General features: G+C 72.1%; 14 protein-coding genes and 1 pseudogene. 13 read left to right on the top strand and 2 right to left on the bottom strand.

Annotation, left to right across the window (positions count from 1 at the left end; translation table 11 throughout):
• Positions 1 to 99: 99 nt before the first annotated feature.
• Positions 100 to 1,512: a rhamnulokinase gene (locus tag ABFX54_RS50565; RefSeq protein WP_428834658.1), complete on the bottom strand. Its 1,413-nt coding sequence runs from the start codon at positions 1,510 to 1,512 to the stop codon at positions 100 to 102.
• A complete protein-coding gene (locus ABFX54_RS50560; RefSeq protein ID WP_346114370.1) occupies positions 1,509 to 2,510 on the bottom strand; it encodes a LacI family DNA-binding transcriptional regulator in 1,002 nt (333 codons plus the stop codon). Before ABFX54_RS50560 ends, ABFX54_RS50565 begins: the two co-directional genes overlap by 4 nt.
• Before the next feature lie 262 nt (positions 2,511 to 2,772).
• On the opposite strand from ABFX54_RS50560, the gene ABFX54_RS50555 reads away from it, so the two are divergent.
• The 13 genes and pseudogenes from ABFX54_RS50555 to ABFX54_RS50495 form a co-directional block, all read left to right on the top strand.
• On the top strand, positions 2,773 to 4,725 hold the full coding sequence (locus ABFX54_RS50555; protein WP_346114369.1) for a beta-galactosidase: 1,953 nt from the start codon (positions 2,773 to 2,775) through the stop codon (positions 4,723 to 4,725).
• A gap of 84 nt (positions 4,726 to 4,809) precedes the next feature.
• A complete protein-coding gene (locus ABFX54_RS50550; protein ID WP_346114371.1) occupies positions 4,810 to 5,127 on the top strand; it encodes an L-rhamnose mutarotase in 318 nt (105 codons plus the stop codon).
• Positions 5,128 to 5,137: 10 nt separating this feature from the next.
• Complete coding sequence (gene rhaI, locus ABFX54_RS50545) at positions 5,138 to 6,295, top strand: L-rhamnose isomerase (RefSeq protein ID WP_346114367.1); 1,158 nt, start codon at positions 5,138 to 5,140, stop codon at positions 6,293 to 6,295.
• A 7-nt stretch (positions 6,296 to 6,302) separates the two neighbouring features.
• Positions 6,303 to 8,360 carry a bifunctional aldolase/short-chain dehydrogenase gene (locus ABFX54_RS50540; protein WP_346114366.1) on the top strand — a complete coding sequence of 686 codons (2,058 nt, stop codon included), beginning with the start codon at positions 6,303 to 6,305 and terminating at the stop codon, positions 8,358 to 8,360.
• Between the two features lie 357 nt (positions 8,361 to 8,717).
• On the top strand, positions 8,718 to 9,740 hold the full coding sequence (argC, locus tag ABFX54_RS50535) for an N-acetyl-gamma-glutamyl-phosphate reductase (RefSeq protein ID WP_346114365.1): 1,023 nt from the start codon (positions 8,718 to 8,720) through the stop codon (positions 9,738 to 9,740).
• 67 nt (positions 9,741 to 9,807) lie between these two features.
• The gene (gene argJ, locus ABFX54_RS50530; RefSeq protein WP_346114363.1) at positions 9,808 to 10,959 is read left to right on the top strand and encodes a bifunctional glutamate N-acetyltransferase/amino-acid acetyltransferase ArgJ; all 1,152 of its coding nucleotides are present in this window, start codon (positions 9,808 to 9,810) and stop codon (positions 10,957 to 10,959) included.
• Positions 10,956 to 11,831, top strand: coding sequence for an acetylglutamate kinase (gene argB / locus ABFX54_RS50525; protein WP_346114362.1), 876 nt, complete (start codon positions 10,956 to 10,958; stop codon positions 11,829 to 11,831). Before argJ ends, argB begins: the two co-directional genes overlap by 4 nt.
• The gene (locus tag ABFX54_RS50520) at positions 11,828 to 12,994 is read left to right on the top strand and encodes an acetylornithine transaminase (protein WP_346114361.1); all 1,167 of its coding nucleotides are present in this window, start codon (positions 11,828 to 11,830) and stop codon (positions 12,992 to 12,994) included. The genes argB and ABFX54_RS50520 overlap by 4 nt, the downstream gene beginning before the upstream one ends.
• Positions 12,991 to 13,914 carry an ornithine carbamoyltransferase gene (gene argF / locus ABFX54_RS50515; protein WP_346114360.1) on the top strand — a complete coding sequence of 308 codons (924 nt, stop codon included), beginning with the start codon at positions 12,991 to 12,993 and terminating at the stop codon, positions 13,912 to 13,914. Before ABFX54_RS50520 ends, argF begins: the two co-directional genes overlap by 4 nt.
• Complete coding sequence (locus ABFX54_RS50510) at positions 13,911 to 14,417, top strand: arginine repressor (RefSeq protein ID WP_346114359.1); 507 nt, start codon at positions 13,911 to 13,913, stop codon at positions 14,415 to 14,417. Before argF ends, ABFX54_RS50510 begins: the two co-directional genes overlap by 4 nt.
• A gap of 51 nt (positions 14,418 to 14,468) precedes the next feature.
• Positions 14,469 to 15,668, top strand: coding sequence for an argininosuccinate synthase (locus ABFX54_RS50505; protein ID WP_346114358.1), 1,200 nt, complete (start codon positions 14,469 to 14,471; stop codon positions 15,666 to 15,668).
• A gap of 32 nt (positions 15,669 to 15,700) precedes the next feature.
• On the top strand, positions 15,701 to 17,122 hold the full coding sequence (gene argH / locus ABFX54_RS50500; protein ID WP_346114357.1) for an argininosuccinate lyase: 1,422 nt from the start codon (positions 15,701 to 15,703) through the stop codon (positions 17,120 to 17,122).
• Positions 17,104 to 17,251: pseudogene (locus ABFX54_RS50495) on the top strand (DNA-3-methyladenine glycosylase); the annotation flags it as partial. The gene argH and the pseudogene ABFX54_RS50495, both read left to right, overlap by 19 nt.

Raw genomic sequence — 17,251 nt, 5'->3', positions numbered from 1 at the left:
GGCTGACCGGCCACAGCAGCGCCCCCCCCAGATCCATGACACCCCCCGATGTCCCCGGCCCGAGTCCTGCCCGGGCAGAGCGGGAGGAAAACCGCCAGGTCAGAACACCCGGGCGGCCGCCTCGTCCCAGGCGCCCGCGGCGCCGGACGGCTCGTAGCGGCGCAGCGGCTGGGAGTAGGCCACCAGCGAGCGCATCTCCTCCAGACCGGCGACCAGCCCCGCCGCCCGCGCCTGCACCAGCACGTTGCCGAGCGCGGTCGCCTCGGCGGGCCCGGCCACCACGGGCAGCCCGCAGGCGTCGGCGGTGAACTGGCACAGCACCTCGTTGCGCGACCCGCCGCCGACGAGGTGGATCACCTCGGCCTCGCGCCCGGACAGCTCCATCGCCTGCCGCACGGCCAGCCGGTGCCCGAGCGCCAGGCTCTCCAGCACGCACCGCACGTAGGCGGCGGGGGAGGAGGGCGGGAGCTGGCCGGTGCGGCGGCACTCGTCGGCGATCCTGGCCGGCATGTCGCCCGGCGGGAGGAACACCGGCTCGTCGGGGTTCACCACGGCCGCGAACGGCTTCTCGCCCGCCGCGGCGGCCAGCAGCTCGCCCAGGTCGGAGCCGGGCCAGGCACGCAGGCACTCCTGCAGCAGCCACAGGCCCATCACGTTGCGCAGATAGCGGACGGTGCCGTCGATGCCGGCCTCGTTGGTGAAGTTCGCCGCCCGGCTCTCGGGGGTGAGGACCGGGCCCGGCAGCTCCACCCCGGCCAGCGACCAGGTGCCGCAGGAGATGTAGGCGAACGCGGGACCGGCGGCGGGGACCGCGGCCACCGCGGAGGCGGTGTCGTGCGAGCCCACCGCCCTGACCGGCGCCGACCAGCCGATCTCGGCCGCCACGTCGCGCCGCAGGCCGCCGAGCGCCTCGCCCGGCTGCCGCAGCGGCGGGAAGATCCCGGCGGGCAGTCCCAGCTCCTCGATCAGGGACGTGGCCCAGGAGCGCGTGCGCACGTCGAGCAGGCCCGTGGTCGAGGCGTTGGTCACCTCGGCGCCCGCCTCGCCGGTCAGCCAGTAGCCGATCAGGTCGGGGACGAGCAGCATCGTGGCCGCCCCGTCGAGCCGGTCGGCCAGCAGCTGGTAGATCGTGTTGAACGGCAGCACCTGCAGCCCCGACACGTCGTACAGCCTCTCCGCCCCGACCGCGCCGGCCACCCGCTCGGCCACGCCCCGCGTGCGGTCGTCGCGGTAGTGCACCGGGTTGCCCAGCAGCGCGCCCGACTCGTCGAGCAGCCCGTAGTCCACCGCCCACGAGTCGACGCCGATGGAGGAGACGGGCCCGGCGGCACGCAGGCCGGCCAGGATCTCCCGGTAGAGGCCGAGGATGTCCCAGTAGAGGCGGCCCGCCACCCGTACGGGGCCGTTGGGGAAGCGGTGCGCCTCGGTCAGGCTGAGCCCGTCGGACAGGTCGGCCAGCATCACCCGGCCACTGGAGGCGCCCAGGTCGACGGCGGCGAAACGGCGGCTCACTGCGTGGACTCCCTGGCGACGAGCTCCGGCTGGAACATGATGTGCTGGTGCGCGTGGGTCTCGGGGTTGGCGCACTCGTCGAGCAGCAGCTCGGTGGCGATCCGGCCGAGCTGGTAGGTGGGCTGCCGCATCGAGCTGAGCGACACGGTCGAGGCGGCGGCGAAGTCGATGTCGTCGTAGCCGATCAGCGCCACGTCCTCGGGAACCCGCACCCCGGACCGCAGCAGCGCCCGCAGCACGCCGAGCGCGAGCAGGTCGTTGGCGCAGAAGACGGCCTCGGGCAGTCCCTTCGCGATCAGGTCGGCGGCCGCCTTCTCGCCCGCGGTGGCCGACATCGTGGCGGCCTCCGCCACCACCAGGTCGCCGGGGTCGAGCCCCGCGGCCCCCAGCGCGGCCTTGGCCCCCTCGCGCCGCTCCACGCACTGCCTGATGGTCAGCGGGCCGGTCACGTAGGCGACGCTGCGCGCGCCCCTGGCCAGCAGGTGCGCCACCGCGGCCCGGCCGCCGGCGACGTCGTCCACGGCCACCGCGCACTGGTCGGGCCGGTGCGCGGGATGGTCGACCAGCACCACGCTGATGCCGTGCCCGCGCAGCCGGTCGAGCCTGGCCGGGTCCTCGCCCGAGGGGGTGATCAGCACGCCGCGCACCCGGTGCTCGGCCAGCACGCGCAGGTTGCGGTCCTCCTTGTCCACCGAGCCGGCCGAGTTGCCCAGGATGACCGCGTAGCCCAGCTCGCTGGCCACGTCCTCGACCCCGGCGGCGACCTCGGTGAAGAAGGGGTTGCCGATGTCGATCACGCTCAGGCCGATCGTCCTGCTGTGCCCGGCGCGCAGCGTCGAGGCGGAGCCGTGGCGGACGAACCCCAGCTCGTCGATCGCGGCCTCGACCCGCTCGCGGGTGGCGGGGGCGACCTTGCCGGGCCGGTTCAGTACATTGGAGACCGTGCCGGGGGAGACGCCTGCGTGCGCGGCGACGTCCTTGATGCTGACCATGGCCATGGGGCCCAATTAAAACGTACTAACCGACCCCGCGCCAGTCGCCTTGCCGTTGTCAGCAGGCATTCCGGCCCTCAGCGGGCGCCTCTACACCCTCATCGTAGCGGTCCGGCGTGATCGCAAAGTCATCGGCTGATCAGCGGCGATTTTCCGTCCGGCGGTGGCCGGGGTCTTGTGGCTGCGGGGAGAGAACGTTTTAATCCACCATAAACATCGGCGTAACAGACTGTGAGCGCTAACAGTCCATCCTTGAAAGGCAGGCTTCATGCCGGATGTCCCGGAAGTCATCGCGTACGGCGGCGACTGGAACCCGGAGCAGTGGCCCGAGGAGACGTGGGAGCAGGACGTCGCGCTGATGCGCGAGGCCGGCGTCAACCGGGTCAGCGTCGGGATCTTCTCCTGGTCGCTGATCGAGCCCGCCGAGGGCGTGTTCGACTTCGGCTGGTTCGACCGGGTGATGGACCTGCTGGCCGGCAACGGCATCCGGGCCAACCTGGCAACCCCCACCGCCGCACCGCCGCCCTGGTTCGCCGACGCCTACCCCGAGGCGCTACCGGTGGACGCCGACGGCCGCCGGCTGCACCACGGCAGCAGGCAGGGATTCTGCCCCAGCTCGCCGATCTACCGCGAGAAGGCGCTGCGCATCGCCGAGCAGGTGGCCACGCGCTACCGCGACCATCCGGCGCTGGCGCTGTGGCACGTGCACAACGAGTACGGCTGCCACAACGCCCGCTGCTACTGCGACACCTCGGCGGCGGCCTTCCGCGCCTGGCTGCGCGCCCATTACGCCACGCTCGACGCGCTCAACGACGCCTGGGGCACCGCGTTCTGGTCGCAGCGCTACGGCGACTGGGCGCAGATCCTGCCGCCCCGCGCCACCCCCAGCTTCCCCAACCCGGGCCAGCAGCTCGACTTCCGCCGCTTCAGCTCCGACGCCCTCGTCGAGCTGTACGTGGCCGAGCGCGACCTGCTCAGGGAGCTGACCCCCGGCGTGCCCGCGACCACCAACCTGATGGCCGGCGCGCACTGGGACATGGACGCCTGGGCCTTCGCCGCCGAGGTGGACGTGGTCTCGACCGACCACTACCTGCTCGGCGCCCGCCCCGAGCCGCACGTCGACCTGGCCTTCGCCGCCGACTACGCCCGCTCGCTCAACGGCGGCCGGCCCTGGCTGCTGATGGAGCACTCGACCAGCGCGGTCAACTGGCAGCCGCGCAACCTCGCCAAGACCCCCGGCGAGCTGCGCCGCAACTCGCTGTCCCACCTGGCCAGGGGCGCGGACGGGATCATGTTCTTCCAGTGGCGGCAGTCGCGGGCGGGCGCCGAGAAGTGGCACTCGGCGATGCTGCCGCACGCGGGCACCGGCACCAAGGTCTGGCGCGAGGTCGTGGCGCTGGGCGCGGAGCTGGCCTCGCTGGCCGAGGTGGCGGGCAGCACGGTCACGGCCGACGTCGCCCTGCTCGTCGACCACTCCAGCGTGTGGGCGCAGGACCACCCGGCCCAGCCGACCGTCGACCTCGACCCCGTGGAGGAGGCCAAGCGCTGGCACGCCGCGCTCTGGCGGGCCGGCGTCACCTGCGACGTGGCCCACCCCGAAGGGGATCTGTCCGGCTACCGCCTGGTCCTGGTGCCCCAGCTCTACCTGGTGAGCGACGCGGGGGCGGCCAACCTGGAGGAGTTCGCCCGGCGGGGCGGGGTCGTGCTCGTGGGCCCGTACAGCGGGATCGTGGACGAGCACGACCGGGTGCGGCTGGGCGGCTACCCCGGCGCCTGGCGGGACCTGCTCGGCGTCAGCACCGAGGAGTTCTTCCCCCTGGCCGCGCCGATCCGGCTGGCCTCGGGCGCGACCGGGACCGTGTGGAGCGAGGCCGCGCAGGCCACCACCGCGAAGGTGCTCGACACCTACGTCTCCGGCGAGCCGGCCTGGACCCGCAACGACTACGGCGACGGCGCCGCGCACTACCTGACCACGGTGCTCGACGACGCCGCGCTGGCCGAGGTGCTGGCCACCGTCTGCCGCGAGGCGGAGGTGGCGCCGCCCGCCGCGAGCGTGCCCGGCGTCGAGGTCGTACGGCGCTCCCACGCCGACGGGCGCTCGTTCCTGTTCGCGATCAACCACACGGACCGGGACGCCACGGTGACCACGGAGGCGGGCGAGGCGGTCACCGTCCCGGCCGGGGACGCCCTGGTCATCCCCCTGGTCACCCGCGCTCCCTGAGTACGGCGGACGGCGCATTGACAGCGGGCAGCAGGAATCATAGTTTCCTGCACGAAGGATTAAAACGTTTTGAAGGGATTGTCAGTGCAACGCGTCTGCTTCCTGCTGAAAGTCCGCCCAGAGCGGCTGGCGGAGTACCGCGAACGCCACCGCGACGTCTGGCCGGAGATGCGAGCGGCGCTGTCGCGCACCGGCTGGCACAACTACTCGCTCTTCCTCAGGGACGACGGCCTGCTCGTCGGCTACCTGGAGACCGACGACTTTGAGGCGGCCCAGAAGGCGATGGCCGAGACCGAGGTCAACGCCCGGTGGCAGGCCGAGATGGCGCCGTTCTTCGAGGGCCTCGACGGCCGCCCCGACGAGGGCATGACACCGCTGACCGAAGTGTTCCACCTGGATTGATCGGGGAGCTATGACTGACATCAAGGCCACGCTGCTGGCGCAGCACATCGAGACGCCGTCCTGGGCCTACGGCAACAGCGGCACCCGGTTCAAGGTGTTCGCCCAGAAGGGGGTGCCGCGCGACCCGTACGAGAAGCTGGCCGACGCCGCCCAGGTGCACGCCTACACCGGCATCGCCCCCACGGTCGCCCTGCACATCCCGTGGGACAAGGTCGACGACTACGCCGACCTGGCCCGCCACGCCCGCGAGCTGGGCGTGGGCATCGGCGCGATCAACTCCAACGTCTTCCAGGACGACGACTACATGCTCGGCAGCGTCACCCACCCCTCGGGGCGGGTCCGCCGCAAGGCGACCGACCACCTGCTCGAATGCGTCGACATCATGGACGCCACCGGCTCCGGCACCCTCAAGCTGTGGTTCTCCGACGGCATCAACTACCCGGGCCAGGACGACATCAGGGCCCGCCAGGACCGCCTGGCCGAGTCGCTGGCCGAGGTCTACGACCGCCTCGGCGAGGGCCAGCGGTTCCTGCTGGAGTACAAGCTGTTCGAGCCGGCCTTCTACGCCACCGACGTGCCCGACTGGGGCACCGCCTACGCCCACTGCGTCAAGCTGGGCCCCAAGGCGCAGGTCGTGGTCGACACCGGCCACCACGCGCCGGGCACCAACATCGAGTTCATCGTGGCGTTCCTGCTGCGTGAGGGCAAGCTCGGCGGGTTCGACTTCAACTCCCGCTTCTACGCCGACGACGACCTCATGGTGGGCGCGGCCGACCCGTTCCAGCTGTTCCGCATCATGTACGAGGTCGTGCGCGGCGGCGGCCTGGACGCCGGGACGGGCGTGGCGTTCATGCTCGACCAGTGCCACAACATCGAGCCCAAGATCCCGGGCCAGATCCGCTCGGTCATGAACGTGCAGGAGGCCACCGCCAAGGCGCTGCTCGTGGACCGCGACGCGCTGGCCGCCGCCCAGGCCGAGGGCGACGTGCTGGGCGCGAACGCCGTGTTCATGGACGCCTACAACACCGACGTGCGGCCGCTGCTCGCCGAGCTGCGCGAGGAGCGCGGTCTCGCGCCCGACCCGATGGCCGCCTACGCCAAGTCCGGATACTTCGAGAAGATCGCCGCCGAGCGTGTCGGCGGCCAGCAGGCCGGCTGGGGGGCCTAGCACCACGATGGACAAGCGAACTTCTGACGACACCGTACGCGACCTGCTGGAACGCTCTCATCGCCTGGGGGCCGACCCGCGCAACACGAACTTCGCGGGCGGCAACACCTCGGCCAAGGGCGCCGCGCCCGACCCCGTCACCGGCGAGGAGACGGAGCTGCTCTGGGTCAAGGGCTCGGGCGGCGACCTCGGCACGCTGAAGGAGCAGGGCCTGGCCGTGCTCCGCCTCGACCGGCTGCGCGCGCTCAAGGGCGTCTACCCGGGCGTGGAGCGCGAGGACGAGATGGTGGCGGCCTTCGACTACTGCCTGCACGGCAAGGGCGGCGCCGCGCCGTCGATCGACACCGCCATGCACGCCCTGGTCGAGGCCGGCCACGTGGACCACCTGCACCCCGACGCCGGCATCGCCATCGCGACCGCCGCCGACGGCGGGGAGCTGACCGGGCGCGTCTTCGGCGACCGGGTCGTGTGGGTGCCGTGGCGCCGGCCGGGCTTCCAGCTCGGCCTGGACATCGCCGCCATCAAGGAGGCGAACCCGCAGGCGATCGGCTGCGTTCTCGGCGGCCACGGCATCACCGCGTGGGGGGCGACCTCGCAGGAGTGCGAGTCGCGCTCGCTGGAGATCATCCGCACGGCGGAGGCGTACCTGGCCGAGCACGGCCGCCCCGACCCCTTCGGCGCGGTCGTGCACGACACCCTGCCGGAGGCCGAGCGGCACGAGCGGGCCGCCGCGCTGTTCCCGATCGTGCGCGGCCTGGCCTCCACCGACGTGCGCGTGGTCGGCCACTACACCGACTCGGCCGAGGTGCTGGACTTCGTCACGCGGGCCGAGCACCCGAGGCTGGCGGCGCTGGGCACGTCCTGCCCCGACCACTTCCTGCGCACCAAGGTCGCGCCGATGGTGCTCGACCTGCCGCCGGACGCGCCGCTGGAGCGGGTGGCCGAGCGGCTGCGCGAGCTGCACGCCGCCTACCGCGCGGACTACACGGCCTACTACGAGCGGCACGCGGGGCCGGATTCCCCGCCGATGCGCGGCGCCGACCCGGCGATCGTGCTGGTGCCCGGCGTCGGCATGTTCTCCTTCGGCAAGGACAAGCAGACCGCCCGCGTGGCCGGCGAGTTCTACGTCAACGCGATCAACGTCATGCGCGGCGCCGAGTCCGTCTCGTCCTACGCCCCCATCCCCGAGTCGGAGAAGTTCCGCATCGAGTACTGGGAACTGGAGGAGGCCAAGCTGCGCCGCATGCCCAGGCCCAAGCCGCTGGCCACCCGGGTGGCGCTGGTGACGGGCGGCGGGTCCGGCATCGGCGCGGCCACCGCGCGCCGGCTGGCCGCCGAGGGCGCGTGGATGATCGTGGCCGACCACGACCTGCAGGTGGCGGAGAAGGTGGCCGCCGAGATCGGCGCGTCCGCGTACCGGGCGGCCGACGTGGCCGTGGCGGTCGGCGTGGACGTCACCTCCGAGGAGCAGATCGCCGCGGCGGTGCGCGCGGGCGTGCTCGCCTTCGGCGGCGTCGACCTGGTCGTCAACAACGCCGGCCTGTCGCTGTCGCGGGCGCTGCTGGAGACGACAGCGGCCGACTGGGACCTGCAGCACGACGTCATGGCGCGCGGCTCGTTCCTGGTCTCGCGCGAGACGGCCAGGGTCATGATCGACCAGGCGATGGGCGGCGACATCGTCTACATCTCCTCCAAGAACGCCGTCTTCGCCGGCCCGAACAACGTCGCCTACGGCGCCGCCAAGGCCGACCAGGCCCACCAGGTACGGCTGCTCGCGGCCGAGCTCGGCGCCCACGGCATCAGGGTCAACGGCGTCAACCCCGACGGCGTCGTCCGCGGCTCCGGCATCTTCGCCTCCGGCTGGGGCGCCAACCGGGCCGCCGTGTACGGGGTGGAGGAGGAGAGACTGGGCGAGTTCTACGCGCAGCGGACGCTGCTCAAGCGCGAGGTCCTGCCCGAGCACGTGGCCAACGCCGTCTTCGCCCTCACCGGCAGCGACCTGACCCACACCACCGGGCTGCACGTCCCGGTCGACGCGGGCGTGGCCGCCGCCTTCCTGCGCTGACGACGGCGGATCGTCGCTTTCGCCGCGCCGATCCCGGTTCGGCACGCCGTTGATTCCGGCCGCCGTGACCCGTCCCGGTCACGGCGGCCTCCGGCGTTCCTGGACACGGCCGCAGGAGACACACACAGGGCATTGGTGTGCCCTGGAGCACTTTCACGTGTAGCGGACGGTGAAATCGGACATGAACCCGGTCATGGCCTCCGACCCCACGGCGCTGCCCTGGAGCTCACCCGCAGGTGACAAGTCTCACGATGCGGGCACCACGCCCCTCCCGGCTTGCATGTTCATTTCCTAGAGTGCATCATCTTCACAAGCAAAGTTATGAGTGATGATGCATAATCATGCAGGAGGGCTTGGATGAGGGCAGCCATCGCGGGAGCCAGCGGCTACGCGGGAGGGGAGCTGCTCCGCCTGCTGCTCACCCACCCCGAGATCGAGATCGGCGCGCTCACCGCCGCCTCCAGCGCGGGCAGCCTCCTGGGCGCGTCGCAACCCCACCTGCCGCAGCTCGCCGACCGCGTCCTTGAGGACACCACGGCCGACACGCTCGCCGGGCACGACGTCGTCTTCCTGGCCCTGCCGCACGGCCACTCCGCCGCCGTCGCCGCCCAGCTCGGTGAGGAGACGATCGTGGTCGACTGCGGCGCCGACCACCGGCTCACCGACCCGGCCGCCTGGCAGGAGTTCTACGGCGGCGAGCACGCCGGCACCTGGCCCTACGGCCTGCCCGAGCTGCCCGGCCAGCGCGAGATCCTCAAGTCGGCCAAGCGCATCGCCGTGCCCGGCTGCTACCCGACCTCCGTCCTGCTCGCCCTGGCGCCCGCGTTCGCCGCCGGGCTCGCCGGGCCCGACGTGGTCGTGGTGGCCGCCAGCGGCACCAGCGGCGCAGGCCGCGCGCTCAAGCCCAACCTGCTCGGCAGCGAGGTCATGGGCTCGGTCAGCGCCTACTCCGTGGGCGGCGTCCACCGCCACACCCCCGAGATGGAGCAGGGCCTGTCGTCCGTCGCGGGCACGCCCGTCCGGGTGTCGTTCACCCCGACTCTGGCCCCCATGAGCCGGGGGATCCTCGCCACCTGCTCCGCCCCGGCCGCGCCCGGCCTCACCAAGGAGGCGCTGCGCTCGGCGTACGAGGTCGCGCTCAAGGGCGAGCCCTTCGTCCGGCTGCTGCCCGAGGGCACCTGGCCCGCCACCTCCATGACCTACGGCGCCAACACCGCCGCCCTTCAGGTGACGCTCGACGAGCGCGCGGGCCGCGTGGTCGCCGTCATCGCCATCGACAACCTCACCAAGGGCACGGCAGGGGGCGCGATCCAGAGCGTGAACCTCGCCCTCGGCCTGCCGGAAGAGCTCGGCCTCCCCCTGACAGGAGTTGCTCCGTGAGAGAGCGCAGCGAAGGAACCAACGAGCGAGCGTGCCCGACACTTGCGCGGCCGGCGAAGGAGGACGCATGAGTGTCACCGCCCCCTTGGGCTTCAGAGCGGCAGGAGTGGCCGCGGGGATCAAGTCGGGCGACGCCCGTGACCTGGCCCTCGTCGTCAACGACGGCCCCAGCCGCGCCGCCGCGGGCGTCTTCACCGCCAACCGGGTCAAGGCCGCCCCCGTGCTGTGGTCGCAGCAGGTCCTGTCGGGCGGGCGGCTGCGCGCGGTGGTGCTCAACTCGGGCGGCGCCAACGCCTGCACCGGCCCCGAGGGCTTCCAGGACACGCACGCCACCGCCGAGAAGGCCGCCGAGGTGCTGGCGGACTCCGCGGGCGAGATCGCCGTCTGCTCGACCGGGCTCATCGGCGAGCGGCTGCCCATGGACGCGCTGCTGGCCGGCGTCGAGAACGCCGCGGGCCAGCTCTCCCGCGACGGCGGCCTGGCCGCGGCCGACGCGATCCGCACCACCGACACCGTCTCCAAGATCTCGTTCCGGCGCGGCAGCGGCTACATGGTCGGCGGCATGGCCAAGGGCGCGGGCATGCTCGCCCCCGCCCTGGCCACCATGCTCTGCGTGATCACCACCGACGCCGAGCTGACCAGTGAGGAGCTCGACGCCGCCCTGCGCCAGGCCACCTCCCGGACGTTCGACCGGCTCGACACCGACGGGTGCATGTCCACCAACGACACCGTGCTGCTGCTGGCCAGCGGCGCCTCGGGCGTCCGGCCCGACCTGGAGGAGTTCGGCCAGAAGGTGCACGAGGTCTGCGCCGACCTGGCCAGGCAGCTCCTGGTGGACGCCGAGGGCGCCTCCAAGGCCATCGCCATCGAGGTGGTCGGCGCCGCCTCAGAGCAGGACGCGGTCAAGGTCGGCCGCTCGGTCGCCCGTTCCAACCTGCTCAAGTGCGCCATCCACGGCGAGGACCCCAACTGGGGCCGCGTCCTGGCCGCCGTCGGCACCACCGACGCCGAGTTCGAGCCCGACCGGCTCAACGTCGCCATCAACGGCATCTGGATCTGCCGGGGCGGCGCCGTCGGCGACGACCGTTCCAAGGTGGACATGCGTCCCCGTGACGTGACGATCACCATCGACCTGTCGGCCGGCACGCACACCGCGACCGTGCACACCACGGACCTGACGGCCGACTACGTCCACGAGAACTCGGCGTACTCCTCATGAGACTCACCACCGCGCAGGCCAAGGCCGAGTCGCTGATCGAGGCGCTGCCCTGGCTCACCCGCTTCCACGGCGCCACCGTCGTGATCAAGTACGGCGGCAACGCCATGACGGAGGAGTCGCTCAAGGAGGGCTTCGCCGAGGACGTCGTCTTCCTGCACCACGCCGGGCTGCGCCCGGTCGTCGTGCACGGCGGCGGCCCCCAGATCAGCACCGCGCTCGACCAGCTCGGCATCGAGTCCACCTTCACCGCCGGGCTGCGCGTCACCACGCCCGAGGCCATGCAGGTCGTCCGCATGGTCCTCACCGGCCAGGTCAACCGCGACATCGTCGGCCTGGTCAACCGGCACGGCCCGTTCGCCGTCGGCATGTCGGGGGAGGACGCCCACCTGTTCACCGCCGTGCGCAAGCACGCGCTCGTGGACGGCGAGCCGGTCGACATCGGCCAGGTCGGCGAGATCATCAAGGTCGAGCCGGGCGCGGTGGAAGCCCTGCTCGACAACGGCCGCATCCCGGTCATCTCCAGCGTGGCCAGGGGCGACGACGGAGAGATCTACAACGTCAACGCCGACACCGCCGCCGCCGCGCTGGCCGTGGCACTCAAGGCGCACAAACTGATCGTGCTGACCGACGTCGAGGGCCTGTACGCCAACTGGCCCGACGACACCGACGTCATCGACCTGCTCACCGCCGACGAACTCGCGGCGCTGATGCCCACGCTGTCCAGCGGCATGGTGCCCAAGATGGAGGCCTGCCTGACGGCCGTGCAGGGCGGGGTTCCCCAGGCCCACGTGCTCGACGGGCGGGTGTCCCACTCGCTGCTGCTGGAGATCTTCACCAACGAAGGAATCGGAACGATGGTGGTGCCCTCATGAACCTGTTCACGAGGTTCGAAAACGCGTTCATGCCCAATTACGGCGTCCCCCCGATAGCGCTGGCGCGCGGAGAGGGCACCCGCGTCTGGGACGCCGAAGGCAGGCAGTACCTCGACTTCATCGCCGGCCTCGCGACCAGCTCGCTCGGCCACGCCCACCCGGCCCTCGTCGAGGCCGTCTCCGCGCAGGTCGCCACGATCGCGCACACGAGCAACCTGTTCCTGCACGAACCCGAGGTGCGGCTCGCCGAACGCCTCCTCGACCTGCTGAACGCCCCCGCCCGCGTCTTCTTCGCCAACTCCGGCACCGAGGCCAACGAGGCGGCGTACAAGCTCGCGCTCAAGTACGGCCGCCGCGAGGGCCGCTCCTACTTCGTCGCCGCCGAGAACGGCTTCCACGGCCGCACGATCGGCGCTCTGTCCCTGACCGGCAAGCGGGCCATCCGCGACCAGTTCGGCCCCTTCCCGGTCGAGGTCCGCTTCGTCCCTTACGGCGACGCCGACGCGCTCAAGGAGGCCGTCACCGGCGACTGCATCGCGGTCTTCCTGGAGCCCACCCAGGGCGAGGCCGGCGTCGTCCCGCCGCCCGCGGGCTACTTCGAGTCCGCCCGCGAGATCTGCGACTCCACCGGCGCCCTGCTGGTCGCCGACGAGATCCAGTCGGCCATCGGCCGAACCGGACACTGGTTCGCCCACCAGGCCGACGGCGTCACCCCCGACATCCTCACCCTGGCCAAGGGCCTCGGCGGCGGGCTGCCCATCGGCGCGTGCGTCGGCTTCGGCGACGCCGGCCGGCTGTTCGAGAAGGGCGACCACGGCTCCACCTTCGGCGGCAACCCCGTCTCGTGCGCCGCCGCGCTCGCCGTGCTCGACACCGTCGACCTCGACCACGTGAAGTCGGTCGCCGCGCGGCTGCGCACCGGCCTGGAGTCCGTCCGCCACCCGCTGCTCAAGGGCGTGCGCGGCCGCGGCCTGTGGCTGGCCGCCGTGCTGACCGACGACCGCTCGGCCCAGGTCCAGCAGGCCGCCGCCCACGCCGGCTTCCTGGTCAACGCGGTGCAACCCGACGCCGTGCGCATCGCCCCGCCGCTCATCGTGACCGCCGAGGAAGTCGACGCCCTGGTGGCGGCGCTGCCCGCCATCCTGACGGAGGCGGCCGGATGAGCCCCAGGCACTTCCTGCGCGACGACGACCTCGCCCCCGCCGAGCAGGCGGAGGTCCTCGACCTGGCCGCCGCCATGAAGAAGGACCGCTTCGGCTACCGTCCCTTCGAAGGGCCGCAGACCGTCGCCGTCCTGTTCGACAAGCCGTCGGCCAGGACCCGCGTCTCCTTCCACACCGGCATCGGCGAGCTGGGCGGCCTGCCGCTGGTCGTCGACAACGTCTCGGTGCTCATGGGCCGCGGCGAACCGGCCTCCGACCTGGCCAGGGTGCTCGACCGGCAGGTCGCCGCCATCGTCTGGCGCACCACCGGCCAGGCGCTGATCGAGGAGATGGCCGCCCACTCCAAGGTGCCGGTCGTCAACGCGCTCACCGACGACTTCCACCCCTGCCAGATCCTCGCCGACCTGCAGACCGTCCGCGAACGGCTGGGCCGCACCGCCGGCGTCACGCTCACCTACGTGGGCGACGGCGCCAACAACATGGCTCACTCCTACCTGCTCGGCGGCGCCACCGCCGGGATGCACGTACGGATCGCCGCCCCGGCCGGCTACCAGCCGGACGCCGTCCTGCTCGACCGGGCCGCGGCCATCGCCGCCGGGACCGGCGGCTCGGTGCTCGCGCTGTCCGACCCGGTGGCCGCCGTCCAGGGCGCCCACGTGATCGCCACCGACACGTGGGTTTCGATGGGCCAGGACGGCAAGGAGGACCGGGTGAACGCCCTCATGCCGTACCAGGTGAACAACGAGCTGATCGAGCACGCCGCACCCGACGCGATCGTGCTGCACTGCCTGCCCGCCTACCGCGGCTACGAGATCACCGACGAGGTGCTCGAAGGCCCGCGCAGCGTCGTGTGGGACCAGGCGGAAAACCGCCTGCACGCCCAGAAGGCCCTGCTCCACTGGCTGGTGTCGCACCGATGACCATCCCGATGACCAAGGCCGCCCGGCAGGCGAAGATCACCGACCTGCTGGAGCGCAAGGCCGTGCGCTCCCAGCCCGAGCTGGCCAAACTCCTCGCCGAGAGCGGCGTCGAGGTCACCCAGGCCACGCTCTCGCGTGACCTCGACGAACTCGGCGCGCTCAAGCTGCGCGCCGACGACGGCTCCCTCGTCTACGCCCTGCCCGGCGAGGGCGGCGGCAGGATCCCGCTGGCCCGCCTCGGCAGCGGCGAGAGCCCCGACGCCCGCCTCCACCGCATCGCGGAAGAGCTGCTCGTCGGAGCCGAGGCGTCGGCGAACCTGGTCATGGTGCGCACCCCGCCGGGTGCGGCCCAGTTCCTCGCCTCCGCCATCGACCACGCCGACTGGGAGTCCATCCTCGGCACGGTGGCCGGCGACGACACGATCCTCGTCATCAGCCGCGACCCGGCGGGCGGGCAGGCCGTCGCGGAGGCGCTGCTGAGGGTCGCCGACCGGCGCACCTGACTGCTGAGGGTCGCCGACCGGCGCACCTGACGGACTTCCAGGGAGACTGACATGCCCGACAGAGTGGTGCTCGCCTATTCCGGCGGGCTCGACACCTCGGTCGCCATCCCGTACCTCGCCGAGAAGATGAACGCCGAGGTCATCGCCGTCGCCGTGGACCTCGGCCAGGGCGGCGAGGACATGGAGACCATCAGGAAGCGGGCCATCGACTGCGGCGCCGCCGAATCGATCGTCGTGGACGCCAAGGAGGAGTTCGCCGCCGAATTCTGCGTGCCGGCCCTCCAGGCCAACGCCCTCTACATGGACCGCTACCCGCTGGTCTCCTCCCTCTCACGCCCGCTCATCGTCAAGCACCTGGTGACGGCGGCCAGGAGGTTCGGCGGCACCGTCGTCTCCCACGGCTGCACCGGCAAGGGCAACGACCAGGTCCGCTTCGAGGCCGGCCTGGCCGCGCTCGCCCCCGACCTCCAGGTCATCGCCCCCGCCAGGGACTTCGCCTGGACGCGCGACAAGGCCATCGAGTACGCAGAGTCCAAGGGCCTGCCCATCGAGACGTCGAAGAAGAACCCGTTCTCCATCGACCAGAACCTCTGGGGCCGCGCCGTCGAGACCGGCTTCCTCGAAGACATCTGGAACGGCCCCACCGAGGAGGTCTACTCCTACACCTCCGACCCGGCCCGGCCCCGCGACCCCGACGAGGTCGTGATCACCTTCGCCCGCGGCGTCCCCGTCGCCCTCGACGGCCGGACGATGACCCCGTACGCGGTCATCGACGAGCTCAACCGCCGCGCCGGCGCCCACGGCGTCGGCCGGATCGACATGGTCGAGGACCGCCTGGTCGGCATCAAGTCACGCGAGGTCTACGAGGCGCCCGGCGCCATCGCGCTCATAACCGCGCACCTGGAGCTGGAGAGCGTCACCGTCGAGCGCGACCTGGCCCGCTTCAAACGCGGCGTCGACCAGCGCTGGAGCGAACTCGTCTACGACGGCCTGTGGTTCTCGCCGCTCAAGGACGCGCTCGACGCCTTCATCGCCGAGGCCCAGAAGCACGTCAACGGCGAGATCAGGATGGTCCTGCACGGCGGGCGGGCCACCGTGACGGGCCGGCGCTCCGACGACTCCCTGTACGACTTCTCACTCGCCACGTACGACACCGGCGACGCCTTCGACCAGTCCCTGGCCAAAGGCTTCGTCCAGCTGTTCTCCCTCCCCGCTAAGATCGCGGCGGCCCGGGACACGAGAAAGGACTGACTTGCACTATGGTCGCGGGGGAAACGGAGGAGATGACGGTGAGTGATGGCAAGCCGATGCGGCTGTGGGGCGGACGCTTCGAGAGCGGCCCGTCCGACGCGCTGGCCCGGCTGTCGGTGAGCGTGCACTTCGACTGGCGGCTGGTGCCGTACGACCTGGCGGCGTCCAGGGCGCACGCCCGCGTGCTGCACAGGGCGGGGCTGCTGAGCGACGAGGAGCTCGACCGCATGATCGGCGCGCTCGACGACCTGGAGCGCGCGTGCAAGGCGGGGGAGTTCCGCCCGACGGTCGCCGACGAGGACGTGCACACCGCGCTGGAACGCGGCCTGCTGGAGCGGCTCGGCTCGCTCGGCGGCAAGCTGCGCGCCGGCCGCTCGCGCAACGACCAGATCGCCACCGATCTGCGGCTCTACCTGCGCGACCACGCCAGATCGGTGGTCTCACGCCTGGTCGAGCTGGAGACGGCGCTGATGGCCCAGGCCGAGCAGCACGCCGACACGGCCGCGCCCGGCATGACCCACCTGCAGCACGCCCAGCCGGTCTCGTTCGGCCACCAGTTGCTGGCCCACGTGCACGCCTTCGCCCGTGACGTCGACCGGCTCACCGACTGGGACAAGCGCGCCGCGATCTCCCCGCTGGGTTCAGGCGCCCTCGCGGGCTCCTCGCTGCCGCTCGACCCGCAGGCCGTGGCCGAGGAGCTGGGCTTCTCCGCCGCCGCGCCCAACTCGATGGACGCCGTCGCCGACCGCGACTTCGCCGCCGAGTTCCTGTTCGACGCGGCCATGATCGGCGTGCACCTGTCGCGGCTGGGCGAGGAGATCGTCCTGTGGGCCTCGCAGGAGTTCCGCTGGATCGAGATGGACGACGCCTACTCCACCGGCTCGTCGATCATGCCGCAGAAGAAGAACCCCGACGTCGCCGAGCTGGCCCGCGGCAAGTCCGGGCGGCTCATCGGCAACCTCATGTCGCTGCTCACCACGCTCAAGGGCCTGCCGCTCACCTACAACAGGGACCTCCAGGAGGACAAGGAGCCGGTGTTCGACGCGGTCGACACCCTCCTGCTCGTCCTGCCCGCGATGGCCGGCCTGGTCGCCACCATGCGGATCAACACCGCCCGCATGGAGGCCTCGGCCCCCGACGGGTTCGCCCTGGCCACCGACCTGGCCGAGCTGCTGGTCCGCCGCGGCGTGCCGTTCCGCGAGGCCCACGAGGCCGTCGGCCACCTCGTCGTGTGGTGCCAGGTCAACGACAAGGACCTCGGCGAGCTGAGCGACGACGAGCTGGTCAAGGTCTCGCCGCACCTGACCCCCGACGTCCGCGACGTGCTCAGCGTGCCCGGCGCCCTGGCCGCGCGCAAGGCCTACGGCGGCACCGCGCCCGACCGCGTCCGCGACCAGCTCGTCGCGCTGCGGGAGTCCGTCGACGCGCAGGCGGCATGGGCCGCGGGGAGCTGAGCTCCGCCGCGCTGCCGCGGAGTTTCTTCGACCGGCCGTCCTGGGAGGTGGCGCCCGACCTGCTCGGGCGCGTGCTCGTGCACGGCAGCGGGGAGAGCGCCGTCGCCGTACGCCTGACCGAGGTCGAGG

The sequence above is a fragment of the Nonomuraea maheshkhaliensis genome (assembly GCF_039529435.1).
Lineage (GTDB): Bacteria > Actinomycetota > Actinomycetes > Streptosporangiales > Streptosporangiaceae > Nonomuraea > Nonomuraea maheshkhaliensis.
This window is presented reverse-complemented; position numbering and strand designations above follow the sequence as displayed.